An 18,557-nucleotide genomic window follows, 5' to 3' on the forward strand; every position below is an offset into this window, starting at 1 on the left:
GTCAGAGACAACCGGCGACAAACAGGGCAACTCAGCGGCGGAAAAGAACCCATGATCAAATCAGAGCTCGTGCAGACGATTGCCAATCGCAATCCGCATCTCTATCTCCGTGACGTGGAAAACATCGTCAACGCGATCTTCGAGGAAATTTCCGACGCGCTCGCGGAAGGAAACCGCGTGGAATTAAGAGGTTTCGGAGCGTTTTCGGTGAAAAACCGCCCGGCGCGCACGGGGCGCAACCCGCGCACCGGCGAGTCTGTTGAGGTCGAGGAAAAGTGGGTTCCCTTCTTCAAGACCGGCAAGGAACTGCGCGAACGCCTGAACGCGGAGAAGGACCGGTAAGTCTTCCCTGAAGCGTCTTCCAGATTAACAGTGGGTTGAAATGGCCAACCGCATCATTCTCGTACTTGTTCTCGTGCCGTTGGCAGTGATCATCATTGCGCTGGCCGTAGCCAACCGCGCTCTGGTGCCTTTCACCATCGACCCGTTCAATCCCGGCAATCCCGCCCTGACCGTCCATTGGCCGCTGTTCGCCTATCTTTTTGCCTCCGTGGCACTTGGAATGGTGGTGGGCAGCCTCGCCACCTGGTTCCGCCAGGGGCGCTACCGCCGCGACGCGCGGGAACGCAGGAAAGAGGTCGACAAGCTGCGTCAGGCCCCGGCGGCTGCCGCCAGCAATGCGCCGCAGATCAAACATTCCCCTTCCTGAAACCTGCCGGGCAGGCGCGAGCTTCGCTGACGCTTTGTTGCCTGCGGGGCGCGGCTGTGGCAGAAGCGCGGGCATAGTTGCCCAGTGTCGGAGACCCGATTGAAGCCTGCGCGCGCCAAACGCCGGAACGATGACCGGCGCAGCCTGAAGAAACAGACAGCTCCGCGTGAAAAGCCGCAGCGCCAGCCCGAGCCGAGCGCGCGCCCCGCGCCGCCGCGGCGCAGCGGTGCCCTGCCGGATGAGCGCCTGCCCGTCATTCTCGAAGTGCTGCCGAATGAAGACTATGCCCTGCTCGATTCCGGCGGAGGGCAGAAGCTCGAACAGTACGGCCCCTACCGCATCGTGCGGCCTGAGGGGCAGGCGATCTGGCAACCTGCGCTTGGCCCGGCGGAATGGAACAGGGCGGATGCCATCTTTACCGGCGATACGGACGAAGAAGGTATGGGCCGCTGGCGCTTCCCCAGGGAGCCGCTCGGCGAGACATGGCCAATGCGCCATGACGGGATCGACTATCTTGGACGGTTCACCTCGTTTCGCCATGTTGGCGTGTTTCCCGAGCAGGCGACCCACTGGTCGCACATGGAAACACTGGTGCGCGAGGCGCGCCGCCCGGTGAAAGTGCTGAACCTGTTCGGCTATACGGGGCTTGCCTCGCTGGTTGCGGCCCGTGCCGGCGCGGAAGTGACCCATGTGGACGCTTCCAAGAAGGCGATCGGCTGGGCGCGCGAGAACCAGGAAATGGCCGGCCTTGGCAACAAGCCGATCCGCTGGATCTGTGAGGACGCCGTCAAATTTGCCGAGCGCGAGGCGCGGCGCGGCAATGCTTATGACATCGTTCTGTTCGACCCGCCGGCCTATGGGCGCGGGCCCAAGGGCGAGGTGTGGCAGCTGTTCGAGGATCTGCCCTATCTGGCCGATCTCTGCCGCTCGATCCTGACACCCAAGCCGCTGGCAGTGGTGCTGACGGCCTATTCCATCCGCGCGTCCTTCTTCGCCATCCACGCCCTGATGCGCGACACATTTGCCGGCGATGGTGGCCGGGTGGAATCGGGTGAACTGATCATTCGCGAGAAGTCGGCAGGCCGCGCCCTGTCCACCTCGCTGTTTTCGCGCTGGGTGGCATCATGAGCGGACATGACAACGAGCGGCGCAGGCCGGGTCAGGTGAAGGAAGTCACCAGCCTCACCAATCCGATCATCAAGGACATTCGCGCGCTGGCGCAGAAGAAGTATCGCGACCGCGAACACGCCTTCATCGCCGAGGGACAGAAGCTGGTGATCGACGCTTTCGATGCCGGCTGGACGATCCGCACGCTGCTCTATGCCAAGGCGGGGCGCGGCAATGAGGCGGTGGAGCGGCTGGCCGCGCGCACCGTGGCATCCGGCGGTCTTGTTCTTATCGTCAGCGAAAAGGTGCTCTCGACCATCACCAAGCGTGACAATCCGCAGATGGTTGTCGGCGTCTTCGAGCAGAAGACGGCCAAGCTTGAAACCGTAAAGCCCGCCGATGGCGACGTCTGGGTGGCGCTCGACCGGGTCCGCGATCCCGGCAATCTGGGCACCGTTCTGCGCACCGTGGACGCGGTGGGGGCAAAGGGCGTCATCCTCGTGGGCGACTGCACCGACCCGTTCTCCTTCGAGACGGTCCGGGCCACGATGGGCTCCATATTCGCCGTGCCCATCGTGCGCACGGGCGAAGAGGCGTTTCTCGCCTGGCGGAAAGGTTTTGCCGGCCGGGTTGTGGGCACGCATCTGAAGGGCTCGGTCGATTATCGCGCCGTCGATTACAAGAAGGGGCCGGTCCTGCTCCTGATGGGCAATGAGCAGCAGGGCCTGCCGGACCGGCTTGCCGAAAGCTGCGACACGCTCGTGCGCATCCCGCAGGCAGGGCGGGCGGATTCGCTCAATCTCGCCGTGGCAACGGGGGTGATGCTTTATGAAATCCGGCGCGAGGCGCTGCCGCTTGAAGAAAGGGCCGACGCATGAGCGCGCGCGCCATCGGGTTCTACGCGCTGCTGATCGTGCTCTTCACGGTCGCAGACCAGGTGGTGAAGGAACTGGTCGAGACGATGATGCCACTGCATGAGCGGATCGAGCTTCTGCCGTTCCTCTCGCTTCTGCATTCACGCAACACCGGCATTGCCTTCTCCATGTTTTCCGGCATGAGCGACACGGCACTCAGCCTCGTGATGGCAGGCGTGATCCTGTTCATCGGGTATCTCGCACTGCGCACGGGGGCCGCGCAAACATGGGCACGGCTCGGCTTCGCGCTCATTCTGGGCGGGGCGTTCGGCAATCTCATCGACCGGCTCACCAACGGTTTCGTCACCGACTACATCTATTTCCACACGCCGGTCTGGTCGTTTGCGATCTTCAATCTGGCCGATGTGTTCATCACCGTCGGCGCGGGGCTTGTCATCCTCGACGAGTTTCTCGACTGGCGGCGCGGCCGCACGGGCGGCCAGACGCACGCGGATTGACCTCGCGCCCGCTGCGCCGCAAAGTCTGCCATCATCGATGACCGTAACCAGCCGGAGTGAGTGATGGCGGACACGTTTCAAGCGGTTCTGATTTCGCGCGACGAGGACAAGAAGCAATCGGTCGAATGGACGGAGCTTTCCGAAGACGATCTGATGGAGGGCGACGTTACCGTTGCCGTGGAGGCGACCACCGTCAACTACAAGGACGGGCTCGCCATCACCGGCAAGGCCCCTGTGGTGCGGCGCTTTCCGCTCGTACCGGGCATCGATTTCGCCGGCACGGTGACGAAATCTTCCCATACCGGCTGGAAAGAGGGCGATAAGGTTATTCTCAATGGCTGGGGCGTGGGCGAGACGCATTATGGCGCCTATGCCGAACGTGCGCGGGTCAACGGCGACTGGCTGGTGCCGCTGCCGGACGGAATGAGCGCGAAAGATGCGATGGCGGTGGGCACAGCCGGTTACACAGCCATGCTCTGTGTGATGGCGCTGGAGCGCCACGGCATTACGCCGGAGCGTGGGCCGGTGGTGGTGACGGGGGCTGCCGGCGGTGTCGGCTCTGTCGCCATCGCTCTCCTGGCCGGGCAGGGGCATCACGTGATCGCCTCCACCGGACGCGCATCCGAAGCCGATTATCTGAAGGAGTTGGGCGCTGCCGAAATCATCGACCGGGAGGAGCTTTCCGGTCCCGCCCGTCCGCTCGGCAAGGAACGCTGGGCCGGCGGCATCGACGCGGTGGGCAGCCACACGCTTGCCAATGCGCTTTCCATGACCTCCTATGGCGGCGCGGTGGCGGCCTGCGGGCTGGCGCAGGGCATGGACCTGCCGGCCAGTGTCGCGCCGTTCATCCTGCGCGGCGTCTCGCTATTGGGCGTTGATTCCGTCATGGCGCCGAAGGAACTGCGCATGGAGGCCTGGCAGCGCATTGCCAAAGAACTCGACCACAAGAAGCTCGGCGCGATCGCAAGCGTCGTGCCGTTCAGCGACGTGATTTCGGCTGCAACGGACATCATCGAGGGCCGGGTGCGCGGACGCGTGGTTGTGGAGATGCCCGGTTAAGCCATTCGCTAAAATTCGAACGGCCAGCCAAAAGCTTCCGTAATGCCCGCCGCCTATTGTTCTCGCCATGACAATGGCGGGGAAAAACAAAGGCGACCCGAAGCCGGCAAAAACGCTCCCCCGGGAGCGGCAGCCGCGCAAGAGGATACGCATCAGGCCACCGGCGCTCGCGCCGGTGCGGCTTCCCGTGCCGACGCATCATGGCGAATTGGCTATCGGCCTGGCGATTCTGCTGATTGCGGGGCTGAGTCATCTGACCGGTGCCTCGCCGCTTGTCAGCATGGCGCTTCTGGCACTGGGTGGTGTTGCGCTGGCGCTCGCCCTTCGCGCGTCCATGGTGGATCGACGCATGGCATCGGTTCTGGCCGAATCCGAAGCGGTCAATCGCGGCGAGCTCGAAGAACTGGCCGACCGCATGTGGGAGCTGCGCGAAAGCGAGGAGCGCTTTCACGGGTTGGTGGATGCGCTGGGTGACCTGATCGTCCACCGCGACCGCAGCGGCCGCATCGTCTATGTGAACCGCGTGTTTGCAGACCTTCTGGGCCGCGACCCTTCCACCCTGGTGGGCCGCACGCTGAGCCAGCTCGGCATCGACATCGGCCTCGTGCCGGATGCCGCCTTCACCGATGGCGAATGCCTGAGCTCCACCGATGTGGCGATCCACACGCGTGGCGGGGTGCGCTGGTATTCATGGATCGAGCACTCGGTGCGCGACGACAGCGCGGATTCGGTGTCGCACCGCGCCATTGCGCGCGATATCACCGCCCGCAAGCGGGCCGAGACGGCGCTGATCAACGCGCGCGAACGCGCCGAACAGGCAAGCCGCGCGAAATCGAGCTTCCTCGCCACGGTGAGCCATGAAATCCGCACGCCGATGAACGGCATTATGGGCATGGCGACGCTTCTGGCCGACACGGAACTGACGCCCGAGCAGCGCACCTATGTGGGCGCGGTATCCACTTCGGCGAGCGCGCTTGTGGCGCTGATCGAGGACCTGCTCGACTATTCCAAGATCGAGGCGGGGCGGCTGGAACTGGAGCCCCAGTTGCTTCCGGTGAACGAGCTCGTGGAAAACGTGGTCGAGCTTCTGTCTGCCCGCGCTTTTGCAAAGAACATCGGCCTTGGCTGCTACATCGCGCCGGATGTGCCCGAAACCATCACGGCGGATCCGGGTCGGCTTCGCCAGGTGCTGATCAACCTGCTCGGCAACGCGCTGAAATTCACCGACGAGGGCGGGGTGACGGTCGCGGTTTCGCGCGCCGAGAAGAATGGTGCGCCGGCGCTGCGGATTTCCGTTTCCGATTCCGGCCCCGGGCTCGAAAAGGACGACATCAACCGCATTTTCAAGGATTTCGAACAGGTGGACGGCAGCTCCACCCGCCGCCATGGCGGCGCGGGGCTCGGCCTTGCCATCACCAAGCGCATTGTCGACGCGATGAATGGCGCAATCAGCGTGGCGAGCACGCCGGGCGAGGGCTCGGAATTTGCCGTGCTCCTGCCGCTGGACGCGGAGGCGGAAGAGGCGGGCCGCGTCGAACCCGTGCTTGAAGAGGTCAACGCCGTCATTCTTTCGCCCTTCGCGCAGGAGGCCGAAACCATCGCCATGACCGTGCGTGTGCATGGCGGGCGCGCGGCCATCGCCGCCACTGCGGAGGACGCGGCAAGGCTCGCCGAAGAGAGCGGTCGGCCGTTCAACACGGTGCTGGTCGACGCCTCGCTTGAAAGCGACGATGGCGCGCTCATCACCCGTCTGCACGCGCTGGGCGTTGGCGGAGACCGCGCGCTGACGCTGATCACGCCATCGGAGCGCGGGCGGCTTCCCGCGTTCCGCGCCAGCGGCTATGGCGCGTTTCTCGCGCGGCCTGTGCGGGGCAGGACGCTGCTGCGCCAGCTTTTGGGCAGCAAGGGCGAGGCCACCTGGCCGGCTGCGGAAACGCATGATCGCACACATGACGCCGGGACCATGGGGCGGCGCGCGGGCGGGCTCAACATCCTCGTGGCCGAGGACAACGAGATCAACGCCATGCTGGCGCGCGCCACACTGTCTCGCGCGGGGCATCGGGTCACGCTCGTCTCCAACGGGCGCGAGGCGGTGGAGGCGGTGAGCGCGCCGGGCACACGCTTCGACGCGGTGCTGATGGACCTGCACATGCCGGTGATGGACGGGCTCGACGCCATCAACGCCATCCGCCGGCACGAGGAGGAAACAGGGCTGGCACCTCTGCCCATCCTCGTTCTCACCGCCGACGGGCAGGAGGAGACGCGCAGCGGCGTGCTTGCCCATGGCGCCAACGGCTTTGTCACCAAGCCGCTCGACCCGGACGAACTTCTGGCCGCGCTGGAGCTGCAGGTCACTGCCTGAGAACAGGGTGGGACATACCGGCCTGGCGCCCGCTGTGACGGCCTCCTTCTCCCCGCACCACCGCGTCATCCCGGGCTTGACCCGGGACCCATTGAGAGGCAGGGCCGGGTGTCGCAGAAGGCGGCTGCCGCCGGAGCGAGGGCTCCATGCCGGCTTGCCGCTCACGCGGTGTGACGATAGTGTCATAGTTCTGTCGCAAGCGATCACTATTCCAGCTTCAACGCCAAGCGGAGGAGCAACAGCAATGCAGGGCATCACGCTGAATCCCACCTCTCTCGATGATCAGGCTGCAAGGCCGCCGCTCGTGAGCGATGCCGATGACGCGCTTCTGGGCCGCATCGGCTCGCTCGAAGTGCGCCTTGCGCGCAACGAGGAGGAGATCGCCGCCGCACAGACCATCCGCTTCCGGGTTTTCTATGACGAGATGGGCGCGAAAGCGCCGCTCGGCGCGCTGAGTGCCGACCGCGACGCCGATGCGTTCGATGCCGTGTGCGACCATCTTCTGGTGTTCGACACTTCGCTCCCGGGCGAGGATGTGGACCGCATTGTCGGCACCTACCGGCTTTTGACGCCGGAGGGCGCGCGCCGGGCCGGAAAATTCTATTCCGCAGACGAATTCGCCATCGAAACGCTGATGGCCCGTCACCAGGGCCGCCGCTTTCTGGAGCTTGGCCGCTCCTGCGTTCTGCCGCCCTACCGCACCAAGCGCACGATCGAGCTTCTGTGGCAGGGCATCTGGGCCTATTGCCGCAAGAAGCGCATCGACGTGATGATGGGCTGCGCCTCCTTCCCCGGCGTGGTGCCGGCCGCCCATGCGGAAGCGCTCTCCTTCCTCGGGCATTTCTGCCAGGTGGAGGCGGAATGGCATGTGCGCGCCGTCGCCAGCCGCTATGCCCCGCTCGACCTGATGCCGAAGGAAGCGATCCAGACCCGCCCGGCGCTCGCCGCCATGCCACCCCTCGTCAAAGGCTATCTGCGCCTCGGCGCCCGCTTTGGCGATGGCTGCGTCATCGACCATGATTTCGGCACCACGGATGTGTTCGTCGTGCTGCCGGTGGAGGCGATCTCGGACCGATATATCAATTATTACGGGGCCGAAGCGCAGCGTTTTGCGGCTTGAGTTTCGGATTGGCTTTTTGCCGGATAATAATATTTTGAGAACTATTATTCGCGCTTTACTTTTGCAAAGGCTGCCTTGCCGAGCGTTGAGGCAGTCTTCGCATTCTTGGGCTGCCCCTTAAAATATCAAGAAGCGCGTTTCGCTAAGGCGCTTGCGATTTTTACTCCCTCACAGCAGTATTGCGATGGGTGACCTAGGGGGAGAATTTATGAATTCCATTCCAGAATATCTCACAAAGGGCGAGAAGGCACGATTATTCCCCGTTCTTTCAGATACTTCTAAAGAAGGAAGGACGACTTCGGTTGTGCTGGCATGTTTGGCGCATGTCCAAGAGTTCGGGCGCGCGATGCTCTCCACCGTCGGGCAGCGCGCGGGTTCGCGGGCTCGGGTCATTTGCTACACTGAAGTGTGTTTCAAGAAGGATGAGAAGACCAAAGGCGATAGGCCGGATGGGTTGATCGTTCTCAAAGTCGGACGTCGTGAATGGAAGGCCTTGGTCGAAGCAAAGGTCGGAAATGCGGAGCTCAACCCAAATCAGCTGGAGCGATATCTGGAGTTAGCTCGCGCCAATGATGTTGATGCTGTCATCACAATTTCAAATCAATTTACTCCTGCTCCTAACGAGCATCCAGTGCCAGTCTCAAGGCGCGCCGTGTCTAAGGTGGCACTCTATCACTGGTCTTGGATGCACATTCTCACACAGGTTGATCTCTTGCTTCAGAACGACGAGGTCGCAGATGAGGACCAGGAAGGTGTTCTCGTAGAACTGGCTCGTTTTCTAACGCACGATAGCGCTGGTGTGAAAGGCTTCGACAGTATGCCGGCCGCTTGGACTGAATTGGTGCAGTCGGTCGCAAATGGAAGTGCGATTTCACATCGCTCGCCACTTGCCAAAGAGGTCATCGATGCTTGGTATCAAGAAGCGCGAGATCTCTCATTGATACTGTCACGAAAGATCGGGGTTCAAGTCGCTACACGTCTTCCACGTGTCCACCGGAATGATAGCCAAGCGCGGCTCAAATCAGATCTTGAGGAATTGAGTAAGAACAGCGTCATACTCACTTCTTGGGATATAAGAGATGCTGCTGGAGCCTTGGATTTCTGCGTCGACCTGAAAACGAAAACAGTTACAGCTTCAATGAAGGTGCGCGCTCCAGCTGACAAGGTCAAATCTACGGCAAGGTTGAACTGGCTGTTGCGTCAGCTGAATAATGAAGCGCCTGAGGACTTATTCGTTCGTCTGCACTGGACCGGTCCGGGAGTTTATACTCAGCACGCTTTAGCGACTTTGCGTGAAAATCCGGATATAATTTCTCAGGATAGGACGAATGCTCAATTGCATACTTTGGAAGTTTGTCTCGTTCGTAACCTAGCGGGGCGGTTTGGGCAGAGGAAGAACTTTATAGTCGATATAGAAAAACTGGTTCCGGAGTTCTACGAACGCGCGGGCCAACGCATCAAGGCATGGCAACCTTCTGCACCGAGGATAAGAGAAGTCTCTGCCACGGAAGATGGAATCTGCGGTGAGGGCGGTCGGATAGCTGAGGAAGAAGAGGGGGCAACTGCCGACTGAATCTCCGGTCTCATCCCAAGCCGTCTTAGGATGAGATGCGGCAGTGCGACAAAGCCCCTTCTTCATCCCCCCAATCACACCGCCGCATTATAAGCCGCAATCGCCGCCATGTTCACGATATCCGAATCCTTCGCGTTGAGCGAAACGACCTGAACAGACTTGTTCAGCCCCACCAGTAGCGGGCCGATGACGGTGGAGCCGCCCAGCTCCTGCAGCATCTTGGTGGAGATGGAGGCGGAGTGGAAGGCGGGCATGACCAGCACGTTGGCCGGGCCTGAGAGGCGGCAGAAGGGGTATTGCTGCATCAGATCCGGGTTCAGCGCCACATCGGCGGCCATCTCGCCGTCATATTCGAAATCGACCCGGCGCTTGTCGAGGATTTTTACCGCCTCCTGCACGCGCTCGGAACGTTCGCCCGGCGGGTGGCCGAAGGTGGAATAGGCGAGCATCGCCACGCGCGGCTCATAGCCCATGCGGCGGGCCTGCCCTGCGGCCTCCTCGGCAATATCGGCCAGCTCCTCGGAATTGGGCATGTCGTGCACCGCCGTGTCGGCCACGAGCACGGTGCGCCCGCGGCACAGCGCCAGCGTGACGCCGATCACCCGGTGGCCGGGGCGCGCGTCGATCACGCGGCGCACATCGTCGAGCACGGTGGAATAGTTGCGCGTCACGCCGCTCACCATCGCATCCGCATCGCCCAGCGCCACCATGGTGGCGGCGAAATGGTTGCGGTCGTTGTTGATCAGGCGCTGCGCGTCGCGGAAGAGATAGCCCTTCCGCTGCAGGCGCTCATAGAGATAGTCGGCATAGATGCTGTTGCGGCGCGAAAGCCGCGCATTGATGATCTCGATGCCGGATTTGGAAAGATCGACGCCCGCCTGCCGCGCCGTCTCGCGGATCTGCTCCTCCCGGCCGAGCAGGATGGCGGTGCCGAGCTTCTGGTTCACATAGGAGGCGGCAGCGCGCATCACCTGTTCTTCCTCGCCCTCGGCGAAGACCACGCGTTTGGGCTGGCGGCGCACCCGGTCGTAGATGCGCTGGAGCGTCGAGGCGAGCGGGTCGCGGCGGGCCGAAAGCTCGTTTTCGTATTTCTGCATGTCGAGGATGGGGCGGCGGGCAACGCCCGAATCCATCGCCGCCTTAGCAACAGCCACCGGCACGGCCGAGATGAGGCGCGGGTCGAACGGCACGGGAATGATGTAGTTGGGGCCGTATTTCGGGCGGTTGCCCTGATAGGCGGCGGCCACATCGTCCGGCACGTCCTTGCGGGCAAGCTCGGCCAGCGCCTCGGCAGCGGCCACCTTCATCGCGTCGTTGATGGTGGTTGCGCGCACATCGAGCGCACCTCGGAAGATATAGGGGAAGCCGAGGACGTTGTTGACCTGGTTGGGATAGTCCGAGCGGCCCGTCGCCATGATGGCGTCGGTGCGGATTTCGGCCACTTCCTCCGGCGTAATCTCCGGATCGGGATTGGCCATGGCGAAGATGATCGGGTTTTTCGCCATGGACTGCACCATGGCCGGCGTAAGCGCCCCCTTGGCCGAAAGGCCGAAAAACACATCCGCCCCTTCCAGCGCCTCGGCCAGCGTGCGCTTGTCGGTTTCCACGGCATGGGCGGATTTCCACTGGTTCATGCCTTCCTCGCGGCCCTTGTAGACCACGCCCTTCGTATCGCAGAGGAAGACGTTTTCCGGCGCAAGGCCAAGCGATTTGGCAAGCTCGATACAGGCAATGCCGGCAGCCCCCGCGCCATTGCAGACAAGCTTGGTCGTCTTGATGTCGCGGTCGGTGAGGTGCAGCGCGTTGATGAGGCCGGCCAGCGCGATGATGGCCGTGCCGTGCTGGTCGTCATGAAAGACGGGAATGTCCATCAGCTCGCGCAGCCGGCTTTCGATGATGAAGCACTCGGGCGCCTTGATGTCTTCCAGATTGATGCCGCCGAAGGAGGGGCCGAGCAGCTTGACGCAATTGACGAAGGCGTCGGCGTCTTCCGTGTCGACCTCGAGATCGATGGAATCGACATCGGCGAAGCGCTTGAAGAGCACGGATTTGCCCTCCATCACCGGCTTGGAGGCAAGCGCGCCCAGATTGCCGAGGCCGAGGATCGCCGTGCCGTTGGAAATGACGGCCACCATGTTGCCGCGCGTCGTGTAGTCGAAGGCGCGGCTCGGGTCTTCGGCAATGGCCTGAACGGGAACCGCAACGCCCGGAGAATAGGCGAGCGAGAGATCGCGCTGTGTCGCCATGGGCTTGGTGGGGGTGATTTCCAGCTTGCCGGGTCTGCCGGATGAGTGGAAGTCCAGCGCTTCCTGCGGGCTGACGGACGGTCCCTGACGTTCGGACTTTTTATCGTTGGGCATGTTGGCTTGTTTCCTCCGGGAGACGGGCTCTGGCTTATGCTTTCTGTGGAGTTTTGCCAGTGACGGGTGCATAAGGCTACACTTTTGCCCAGTAAATGGCCAAGCAGATTGAAGCTGTTGATTTGAAGCCAGTACAAAGCCAATGCAAAAGGCTGGGGAGCCCTCCTTGAACGACGAAACGCCCATGCGCCACAAGGCAATGCAGGCCGCCGCCGGGGCAACGCCCATGATGGCGCAATATATCGAGATCAAGACGGCCAATCCCGATTCGCTCCTGTTTTACCGCATGGGCGATTTCTACGAGCTGTTCTTCGAGGATGCGGAGATTGCCAGCCGCGCGCTTGGAATCACACTCACCAAGCGCGGCAAGCACCAGGGCGACGACATTCCCATGTGCGGCGTGCCGGTGCACGCGGCAGACGATTATCTGCAAAAGCTGATCGGCCTTGGCCACCGCGTGGCCGTCTGCGAGCAGATGGAAGATCCTGCCGAGGCGAAGAAGCGCGGCTCCAAATCCGTGGTGCGGCGCGATGTAATCCGGCTGGTCACGCCGGGCACCATCACCGAGGAAAAGCTCCTCGATCCATCCGAGGCCAATTACCTGATGGCGCTTGGCCGGGTGAAGGGCGGCGATGAGAGCCTTGCGCTCGCCTGGATCGACATTTCCACCGGCGCGTTCCGCGTCGCGCCGACGCGGCCCGACCGGCTTCTGGCCGATGTGCTGCGCATCGACCCGCGCGAGCTGATCGTGCCCGAGGCCGTCTATTATGACGAGGCCTTCCGGCCTGCCTTCGATGTTCTGGGCCGGGTGGCGAACCCTCAACCGGCCAACATGTTCGATTCCGCCTCCGCCGAAATGCGCCTGACGCGCTTTTATGGCGTGGCGACGCTGGAAGGCTTTGGCCGCTATTCCCGCGCCGAGCTTTCCGCCATTTCCGGTGCTGTCGCCTATGTGGAGAAGACCCAAAAGGCAGAGCGTCCGCCGCTTGGCCGCCCCGAACGCGACGATGAAGGCGCGAGCCTCTTCATCGACCCCGCCACCCGCGCCAATCTGGAGCTTGGCCGCACGCTTTCGGGCAGCCGCGAGGGCAGCCTTGCCAAGGCCATCGACCGCACGGTGACGGGCGCGGGCAGCCGGCTTCTGTTCGAGCGGCTCATGTCGCCACTCACCGATCCGGAAGCGATTGGCGGTCGGCTCGATGCGGTCTCGTTCTTCCTCGCCGAGGCGGGTTTGCGCGAAGATGTGCGCCGGCTTTTGAAAGGTGTGCCGGACATTGCCCGCGCGCTCTCGCGGCTGGCGCTCAACCGTGGCGGCCCGCGCGATCTCGGCGCACTCGCCTCCGGTTTCGAGGCCGCGCATGGCGTGGCGGAGCTGCTTCAGGGCAGGGATACGCCTGCGGAGATCGCCAGGGCGCTGTCGGGTATTGCCGGATTGCCCATGGAGTTTGCTGCCCATCTGTCGCGAGCGCTTTCCGATGAGCTTCCGCTCTTGAAGCGAGACGGCGGTTTCATCCGCGCTGGCTACAATGACGAGCTCGATGAAATGCGCGCGCTGCGCGACCAGTCGCGCCGGGTTATCGCCGGGATGGAGCGGCAGCTTGCCGAGGAGACGGGCATCAAGTCGCTCAAGATCCGGCACAACAATGTGCTTGGTTACTATATCGAGGTGACGGCCAACAATGCCGGCGTGATGAATGGCACGGACGAGGCCAAGGCGCGCTTCATCCACCGTCAGACCATGGCCAACGCCATGCGCTTCACCACGACGGAGCTGGCGGAACTGGAAACGAAGATCGCCAATGCCGCCGACCGGGCCCTGCAGATCGAGCTCGGCGTCTTCGATCGGCTGCTGTCGGAAGCCGTGTCCGCCGCCGACCGCATCCGCGCTGCCGCGGATGCGCTAGCGGTGCTCGATGTTTCGGCAGCACTTGCCGAGCTGGCGGAAGCGGAAAACTACTGCCGCCCGCAGGTGGATGACAGTCTCGACTTTCACATTGAGGGCGGGCGTCATCCGGTGGTGGAGCAGGCGTTGCGCAGGCAACTGGCCGAGCCTTTCGTCGCCAATGACTGCGATCTCTCGCCGACAGGTGGGGAGCAGGCCGGAGCGATCTGGCTTCTGACCGGCCCGAACATGGGCGGTAAATCGACCTTTTTGCGCCAGAACGCACTGATCGCGGTGATGGCGCAGATGGGCTCCTTCGTGCCGGCGTCCGTTGCCCGCATCGGCGTGGTGGATCGTCTCTTCAGCCGTGTCGGCGCATCCGACGATCTGGCGCGTGGCCGTTCGACCTTCATGGTCGAGATGGTGGAGACCGCGGCGATCCTCAATCAGGCGGGGCCGCGTGCGCTGGTGATCCTCGACGAGATTGGTCGTGGTACGGCGACCTTCGATGGCCTGTCGATCGCCTGGGCGGCGGTTGAGTATCTGCATGAACAAAACCGCTGCCGGGCGCTCTTCGCCACGCATTTCCACGAGATGACCGCGCTTTCCGAAAAGCTCGGACGGCTCTCCAATGTCACCATGCGGGTGAAGGAATTCGAGGGCGACGTGGTGTTTCTGCACGAGGTGGGACGCGGCGCGGCTGATCGTTCCTACGGTGTGCAGGTGGCACGGCTCGCCGGTCTGCCGAATGCGGTGGTGGAGCGCGCGCGCGAGGTGCTCCAGCAGCTTGAGGAGGGCGAGACCTCCGGCAAGGCGTCGAAACTGATCGACGATCTGCCGCTCTTCTCGGTGGCGGCGAAGCAGGAAGCCAAGGCATCGAAAGTGCCGGATCGCGTCGGCGAGGAACTGCTGGCGCTCAATCCGGATGATCTGACGCCGCGCGAGGCGCTGGAGGCGCTTTATCGGCTGAAGCAGCTTGCTGGGGAGAAATAGGCTGCGCTACCAACCTAAAGCACATCGCCCCAGTCGGCCTTGCGGGCGGCCTTGAAGGAGGGGCCTTCGCGGCGGGTGACGAGGCGCTCGTCCAGCGCGCCGTCGCTCGTGCACAGTTTCAGGCGCACCATGCCGCTTGCCGTTTTCGGTGGGGCGAGCACGCGGGCGGGGCGGTCGTCGGGGGCACGGCGTGAAACCGCCAGAAAGCTGAATTTCTCATCCTCCCATGGCACCTCGCCGCCCTTGGCGGTGCGGTGCAGGCGCGAGCGGGCGACGCGGCGCGAAAAATGGCACCAGTCGGGCGCAGCCACCGGGCAGGGCGCGTGGTGCGGGCAGGGGGCGAGAATGTGGCCGCCAAGGGCGATCAGCCGGTCGCGCGCGGCGAGAATGCGCTGCCACCCGGCAGGGGTACCCGGCTCCACAATCACCAGCGTGTCGGCGGTCAGCGCCCAGAGACGGTCGATCAGCGTATCGCGTACCGCCGGAGCAAGCTCGTCCAGAACGTAGCAGAGCGTCACGAGGTCGGCGGGCGCGATGTCCGCAAGCCCGCTTTCCACACTGGCAGCATGCCAGTTCGTGTCTATGGCGAGCGATTTTGCCAGCTCTGCTCCCGCCTCGCGCATGGCAGTGCTCGTTTCGACCAACGTCGCCGCACCGAGGTGAGGCCACTGTGCATGTGCGGCCCAGAGCGCGGTGCCCGGGCCGGCGCCCACATCGAGCATGCGCGATGGCGCAAAATCCTCACGCCGTGCTGCGGTCTCCGCTAGGCACTGGCGCACGGCGGCGTAGGTGGCGGGCAGGCGGGTTGCCAGATAGGCTTTTGCCGCCAGTGCATCGCCCACGTGGAGGCTTCCGTCACGGGTTTCGGCGCGGTAGCGCTTTGACAGGCGCTGGGCAGCATCCTGTATCTGGGAAAGCGGCGTGCCTTCCAGAAACGCGTCGACTGCCCGGCGCAGAGGGGCGGGAAGCTCCATTTGAAACCCGTGTGCTTGCTGTGCGAAACCCATGCGACATAGCCGCAGGGCCGAAGCCTCGCAACCGCAGTTTTTGACAGCCATTTCGCGGCGCGCGAAAACACGCTATACAGCGCCGCCAATTCGGGAAACTCATGGCCAAGGTTCCACTCAAGCTCGACCAGATCATAGACGGCGCAGACCTGCGCGCCGAGCTCGCAGGTTATGCCGAAAAGTCGAGCGGCTCAGAACTGCGCACAAGCGTGATGAAAGCGCTGAAGGCGCGCATTGCGGAAGGCCGGAAAGCCGCCGAAACCATGCTGATGAACGATGGCGGCGGCACGGCCTGCGCGGCCCGCCTCTCGCATCTGATGGATGTGATCATCACTGAGGTGCAGCATTTTGCGGCAACGCACATCTACCCGACACAGAACCCGTCATCGGCGGAGCGCCTGGCGATAGTCGCCGTCGGCGGCTATGGGCGCGGCACGCTGGCGCCCGGATCCGACATCGATCTCCTTTTTCTCTTGCCCTACAAGCAGACGCCCTGGGGCGAGCAGATCGTGGAATATGTGCTCTACATGCTGTGGGACATGGGACTGAAGGTCGGCCATGCCACCCGCAACATCGACGAGTGCATCCGCCAGGCGCGCACCGACATGACGATCCGCACCGCCGTTCTGGAAGCGCGCTTCATCTGCGGTGAGAAACCTCTCTATGATGAGATGGTCGAGCGTTTCGACGAGGAAGTGGTCAAGGATACGGGCGCCGAATACAGCCAGGCCAAGCTTGCCGAGCGCGACCTGCGCCATGCCAAGGCGGGCGAGAGCCGTTATCTGGTCGAGCCCAATGTGAAGGACGGCAAGGGCGGCCTGCGCGACCTGCACACGCTGTTCTGGATCGGCAAGTATTTTTACCGCGTGCGCCGTGCGGAAGACCTGGTGGGGCAGGGCGTCTTCACCCGCAAGGAATATCTCCAGTTTCGCAAGGCGGAAGATTTTCTCTGGGCGGTGCGCTGCCACATGCACTTTCTCACCGGAAAGGCGGAAGAGCGGCTGCATTTCGATATTCAGCGCGATATCGCAGAGCGGCTTGGCTATACAAGCCATCCCGGCCTGTCGGCGGTCGAGCGCTTCATGAAGCATTACTTCCTGACGGCCAAGGGCGTGGGCGATCTCACCCGTATTTTCTGCGCGGCCCTTGAGGAAGAACAGGGCAAGCATGTTCCCGGCTTCAACCGCTTCTTCATGAACTTTTCGCGCCGCCGCAGAAAACTTGCCGGCACCAGCGATTTCATCGTCGACAATCACCGCATCAACGTGGCCGATGAGGGCGTGTTCGAGCGCGACCCGGTGAACCTGTTGCGGTTGTTCTGGTTCGCGGACCGGCACGGTCTCGAATATCACCCCGAAGCGCTGAAACTGCTCACCCGTTCGCTCAAGCTGATCGACCGAAATCTGCGCCGTGACAAAGAGGCAAACCGCCTCTTTATGGATGTGCTGACATCCGACCGCGATCCCGCGCTCAACATGCGCCGCATGAACGAGGCCGGCGTTCTGGGCAAGCTCATCCCCGATTTCAACAAGATCGTGGCGATGATGCAGTTCAACATGTACCACCACTATACGGTCGACGAGCACCTCATCCGCTGCATCGGCGTCCTGTCCGAGATCGAGCATGGCGACGGCGAGAAGCTGCATCCGCTTTCCCACTCGCTGATGCCGTCGCTGAAGCCGTGGCGCGAAGTGCTCTACACCACGGTTCTTCTGCATGACATCGCCAAGGGGCGGCCGGAAGACCACGAGACGGCGGGTGCGCGGATCGCCCGCAGGCTGTGTCCGCATATGGGGTTCGATCCCAAGGAGACGGAGATGATCGCCTGGCTGGTCGAGCATCATCTCGACATGTCCATGGTTGCCCAGACGCGCGATCTGAACGACCGCAAGACGATCCAGGACTTCGCCGACATGGTGCAGTCCGTGGAGCGGCTGAAGCTGCTTCTGGTGCTGACCGTCTGCGACATTCGCGGCGTCGGGCCCGGCGTGTGGAATGGCTGGAAGGGCCAGCTTCTGCGCACGCTCTATTATGAGACCGAAGTGCTTCTGACCGGTGGCTTCTCCGAAGCGCCGCGCTCCACCCGTGCGGACGAGGCGCGCCAGCGGCTGGCAGGCGCGCTTGAAGAGCACGGCTGGCCCGAAAAAGACATCGAGGACTATCTCGATCTGCACTATTCGGCCTACCTGCTGGCCGTCGATCTGGATGACCAGATACGCCATGCGGATTTCATCCGCGATGCCGACAGGCAGGAGCGGCCTCTTGCAACGATGGTGAAGCCGCACACATTCGAGGCGGTGACGGAGATCACGGTGTTCGCGCCGGATCACCCGCGCCTCCTGTCGATCATCGCTGGCGCGTGCTCGGCGGCGGGAGCGAACATCGTCGATGCGCAGATTTTCACCACCACCCATGGCCGCGCGCTGGATACGATCCTGATCAACCGCGAGTTCGATTTCGATGCCGATGAGCGCCGCCGCGCCGAAAGCGTGCGCAGGCTGATCGAGGATGTGCTCTCGGGCAGATCCTATCTCCCCGAAATGATCGAGAAGCGCGCCAAGCCGCGCCGCGGCACCCGCGCCTTCCGCGTCGAGCCGCGCGTTGAGATCGGCAACACGCTGTCGAACCGTTTTTCCGTTGTCGAGGTGAGGGGGCTCGATCGTCCGGGGCTACTTTCAGAAGTAACCGAAACGCTGTCCGACCTCTCGCTCGACATTGCCTCGGCACACATCACGACGTTTGGCGAGAAAGTGATCGACACATTCTACGTGACCGATCTCACCGGCCAGAAGATCGTCAGCACCGACAGACTGGATGCGATCCGCAAGGCGCTTTTGAAAACGCTGGAAAGCGGCGTGGAGCGATCGGTGAGAGGCAAATCGCGGACGGCTGCCGAATGAGCATGGTGGCGGGGGAGGAAACCTTGCAGGGCGGCGGCGGGAGCAGCGTTCCGGCGTGGATCCTCGGGTCAAGCCCGAGGATGACGACGGGGTTGGTTGGCCGATCACTCGTA

The 18,557-nt window shown here is 63.1% G+C and carries 13 protein-coding genes; 11 read left to right on the forward strand and 2 right to left on the reverse strand.

Annotation, left to right across the window (positions count from 1 at the left end):
- Positions 1–51: 51 nt before the first annotated feature.
- From KUG85_RS06800 to KUG85_RS06840, 9 genes are all read left to right on the forward strand, one after another.
- Positions 52–342, forward strand: coding sequence for an integration host factor subunit beta (locus tag KUG85_RS06800; protein ID WP_007008125.1), 291 nt, complete (start codon positions 52–54; stop codon positions 340–342).
- Between the two features lie 40 nt (positions 343–382).
- Positions 383–709: a lipopolysaccharide assembly protein LapA domain-containing protein gene (locus tag KUG85_RS06805; protein WP_065817265.1), complete on the forward strand. Its 327-nt coding sequence runs from the start codon at positions 383–385 to the stop codon at positions 707–709.
- Positions 710–808: 99 nt separating this feature from the next.
- A complete protein-coding gene (locus tag KUG85_RS06810) occupies positions 809–1,837 on the forward strand; it encodes a class I SAM-dependent rRNA methyltransferase (RefSeq protein WP_223004645.1) in 1,029 nt (342 codons plus the stop codon).
- Positions 1,834–2,694 (forward strand): TrmH family RNA methyltransferase, encoded by an 861-nt coding sequence (locus KUG85_RS06815; RefSeq protein ID WP_223004646.1) that lies wholly within the window; start codon positions 1,834–1,836, stop codon positions 2,692–2,694. Before KUG85_RS06810 ends, KUG85_RS06815 begins: the two co-directional genes overlap by 4 nt.
- Positions 2,691–3,188, forward strand: a complete 498-nt coding sequence (gene lspA, locus KUG85_RS06820; protein ID WP_223004647.1) for a signal peptidase II — start codon at positions 2,691–2,693, stop codon at positions 3,186–3,188. Before KUG85_RS06815 ends, lspA begins: the two co-directional genes overlap by 4 nt.
- A gap of 63 nt (positions 3,189–3,251) precedes the next feature.
- Positions 3,252–4,247, forward strand: a complete 996-nt coding sequence (acuI, locus tag KUG85_RS06825) for an acrylyl-CoA reductase (NADPH) (RefSeq protein ID WP_223004648.1) — start codon at positions 3,252–3,254, stop codon at positions 4,245–4,247.
- Between the two features lie 73 nt (positions 4,248–4,320).
- Complete coding sequence (locus tag KUG85_RS06830) at positions 4,321–6,609, forward strand: PAS domain-containing hybrid sensor histidine kinase/response regulator (RefSeq protein ID WP_407673649.1); 2,289 nt, start codon at positions 4,321–4,323, stop codon at positions 6,607–6,609.
- A gap of 244 nt (positions 6,610–6,853) precedes the next feature.
- On the forward strand, positions 6,854–7,729 hold the full coding sequence (locus KUG85_RS06835; protein ID WP_223004650.1) for a GNAT family N-acetyltransferase: 876 nt from the start codon (positions 6,854–6,856) through the stop codon (positions 7,727–7,729).
- Positions 7,730–7,937: 208 nt separating this feature from the next.
- A complete protein-coding gene (locus tag KUG85_RS06840; RefSeq protein ID WP_090329216.1) occupies positions 7,938–9,302 on the forward strand; it encodes a hypothetical protein in 1,365 nt (454 codons plus the stop codon).
- A gap of 74 nt (positions 9,303–9,376) precedes the next feature.
- Here KUG85_RS06840 and KUG85_RS06845 read toward each other — a convergent pair whose 3' ends face one another.
- Entirely contained in the window at positions 9,377–11,662 is a 2,286-nt protein-coding gene (locus KUG85_RS06845) for an NADP-dependent malic enzyme (protein ID WP_223004651.1), read from the reverse strand.
- A gap of 226 nt (positions 11,663–11,888) precedes the next feature.
- On the opposite strand from KUG85_RS06845, the gene mutS reads away from it, so the two are divergent.
- Positions 11,889–14,537 (forward strand): DNA mismatch repair protein MutS, encoded by a 2,649-nt coding sequence (mutS, locus tag KUG85_RS06850; protein ID WP_223005212.1) that lies wholly within the window; start codon positions 11,889–11,891, stop codon positions 14,535–14,537.
- Positions 14,538–14,551: 14 nt separating this feature from the next.
- Here the strand turns inward: mutS and KUG85_RS06855 are convergent, their stop codons facing one another.
- Positions 14,552–15,511 (reverse strand): small ribosomal subunit Rsm22 family protein, encoded by a 960-nt coding sequence (locus KUG85_RS06855; RefSeq protein WP_223004652.1) that lies wholly within the window; start codon positions 15,509–15,511, stop codon positions 14,552–14,554.
- A 134-nt stretch (positions 15,512–15,645) separates the two neighbouring features.
- On the opposite strand from KUG85_RS06855, the gene KUG85_RS06860 reads away from it, so the two are divergent.
- Complete coding sequence (locus KUG85_RS06860; protein WP_223004653.1) at positions 15,646–18,444, forward strand: [protein-PII] uridylyltransferase; 2,799 nt, start codon at positions 15,646–15,648, stop codon at positions 18,442–18,444.
- Positions 18,445–18,557 lie beyond the last annotated feature (113 nt).

Source organism: Nitratireductor rhodophyticola (assembly GCF_019891355.1).
GTDB classification, from domain to species: domain Bacteria; phylum Pseudomonadota; class Alphaproteobacteria; order Rhizobiales; family Rhizobiaceae; genus Nitratireductor; species Nitratireductor rhodophyticola.

Bases quoted from the DNA above. Each gene is read 5' to 3' on its own strand.
- KUG85_RS06800 (WP_007008125.1), top strand. From the start codon at position 52: ATGATCAAATCAGAGCTCGTGCAGACGATTGCCAATCGCAATCCGCAT.
- KUG85_RS06860 (WP_223004653.1), top strand. From the start codon at position 15,646: ATGGCCAAGGTTCCACTCAAGCTCGACCAGATCATAGACGGCGCAGAC.
- KUG85_RS06830 (WP_407673649.1), top strand. From the start codon at position 4,321: ATGGCGGGGAAAAACAAAGGCGACCCGAAGCCGGCAAAAACGCTCCCC.
- KUG85_RS06845 (WP_223004651.1), bottom strand. From the start codon at position 11,662: ATGCCCAACGATAAAAAGTCCGAACGTCAGGGACCGTCCGTCAGCCCG.
- acuI (WP_223004648.1), top strand. From the start codon at position 3,252: ATGGCGGACACGTTTCAAGCGGTTCTGATTTCGCGCGACGAGGACAAG.
- KUG85_RS06835 (WP_223004650.1), top strand. From the start codon at position 6,854: ATGCAGGGCATCACGCTGAATCCCACCTCTCTCGATGATCAGGCTGCA.
- KUG85_RS06805 (WP_065817265.1), top strand. From the start codon at position 383: ATGGCCAACCGCATCATTCTCGTACTTGTTCTCGTGCCGTTGGCAGTG.
- lspA (WP_223004647.1), top strand. From the start codon at position 2,691: ATGAGCGCGCGCGCCATCGGGTTCTACGCGCTGCTGATCGTGCTCTTC.
- mutS (WP_223005212.1), top strand. From the start codon at position 11,889: ATGATGGCGCAATATATCGAGATCAAGACGGCCAATCCCGATTCGCTC.
- KUG85_RS06815 (WP_223004646.1), top strand. From the start codon at position 1,834: ATGAGCGGACATGACAACGAGCGGCGCAGGCCGGGTCAGGTGAAGGAA.
- KUG85_RS06840 (WP_090329216.1), top strand. From the start codon at position 7,938: ATGAATTCCATTCCAGAATATCTCACAAAGGGCGAGAAGGCACGATTA.
- KUG85_RS06855 (WP_223004652.1), bottom strand. From the start codon at position 15,511: ATGGAGCTTCCCGCCCCTCTGCGCCGGGCAGTCGACGCGTTTCTGGAA.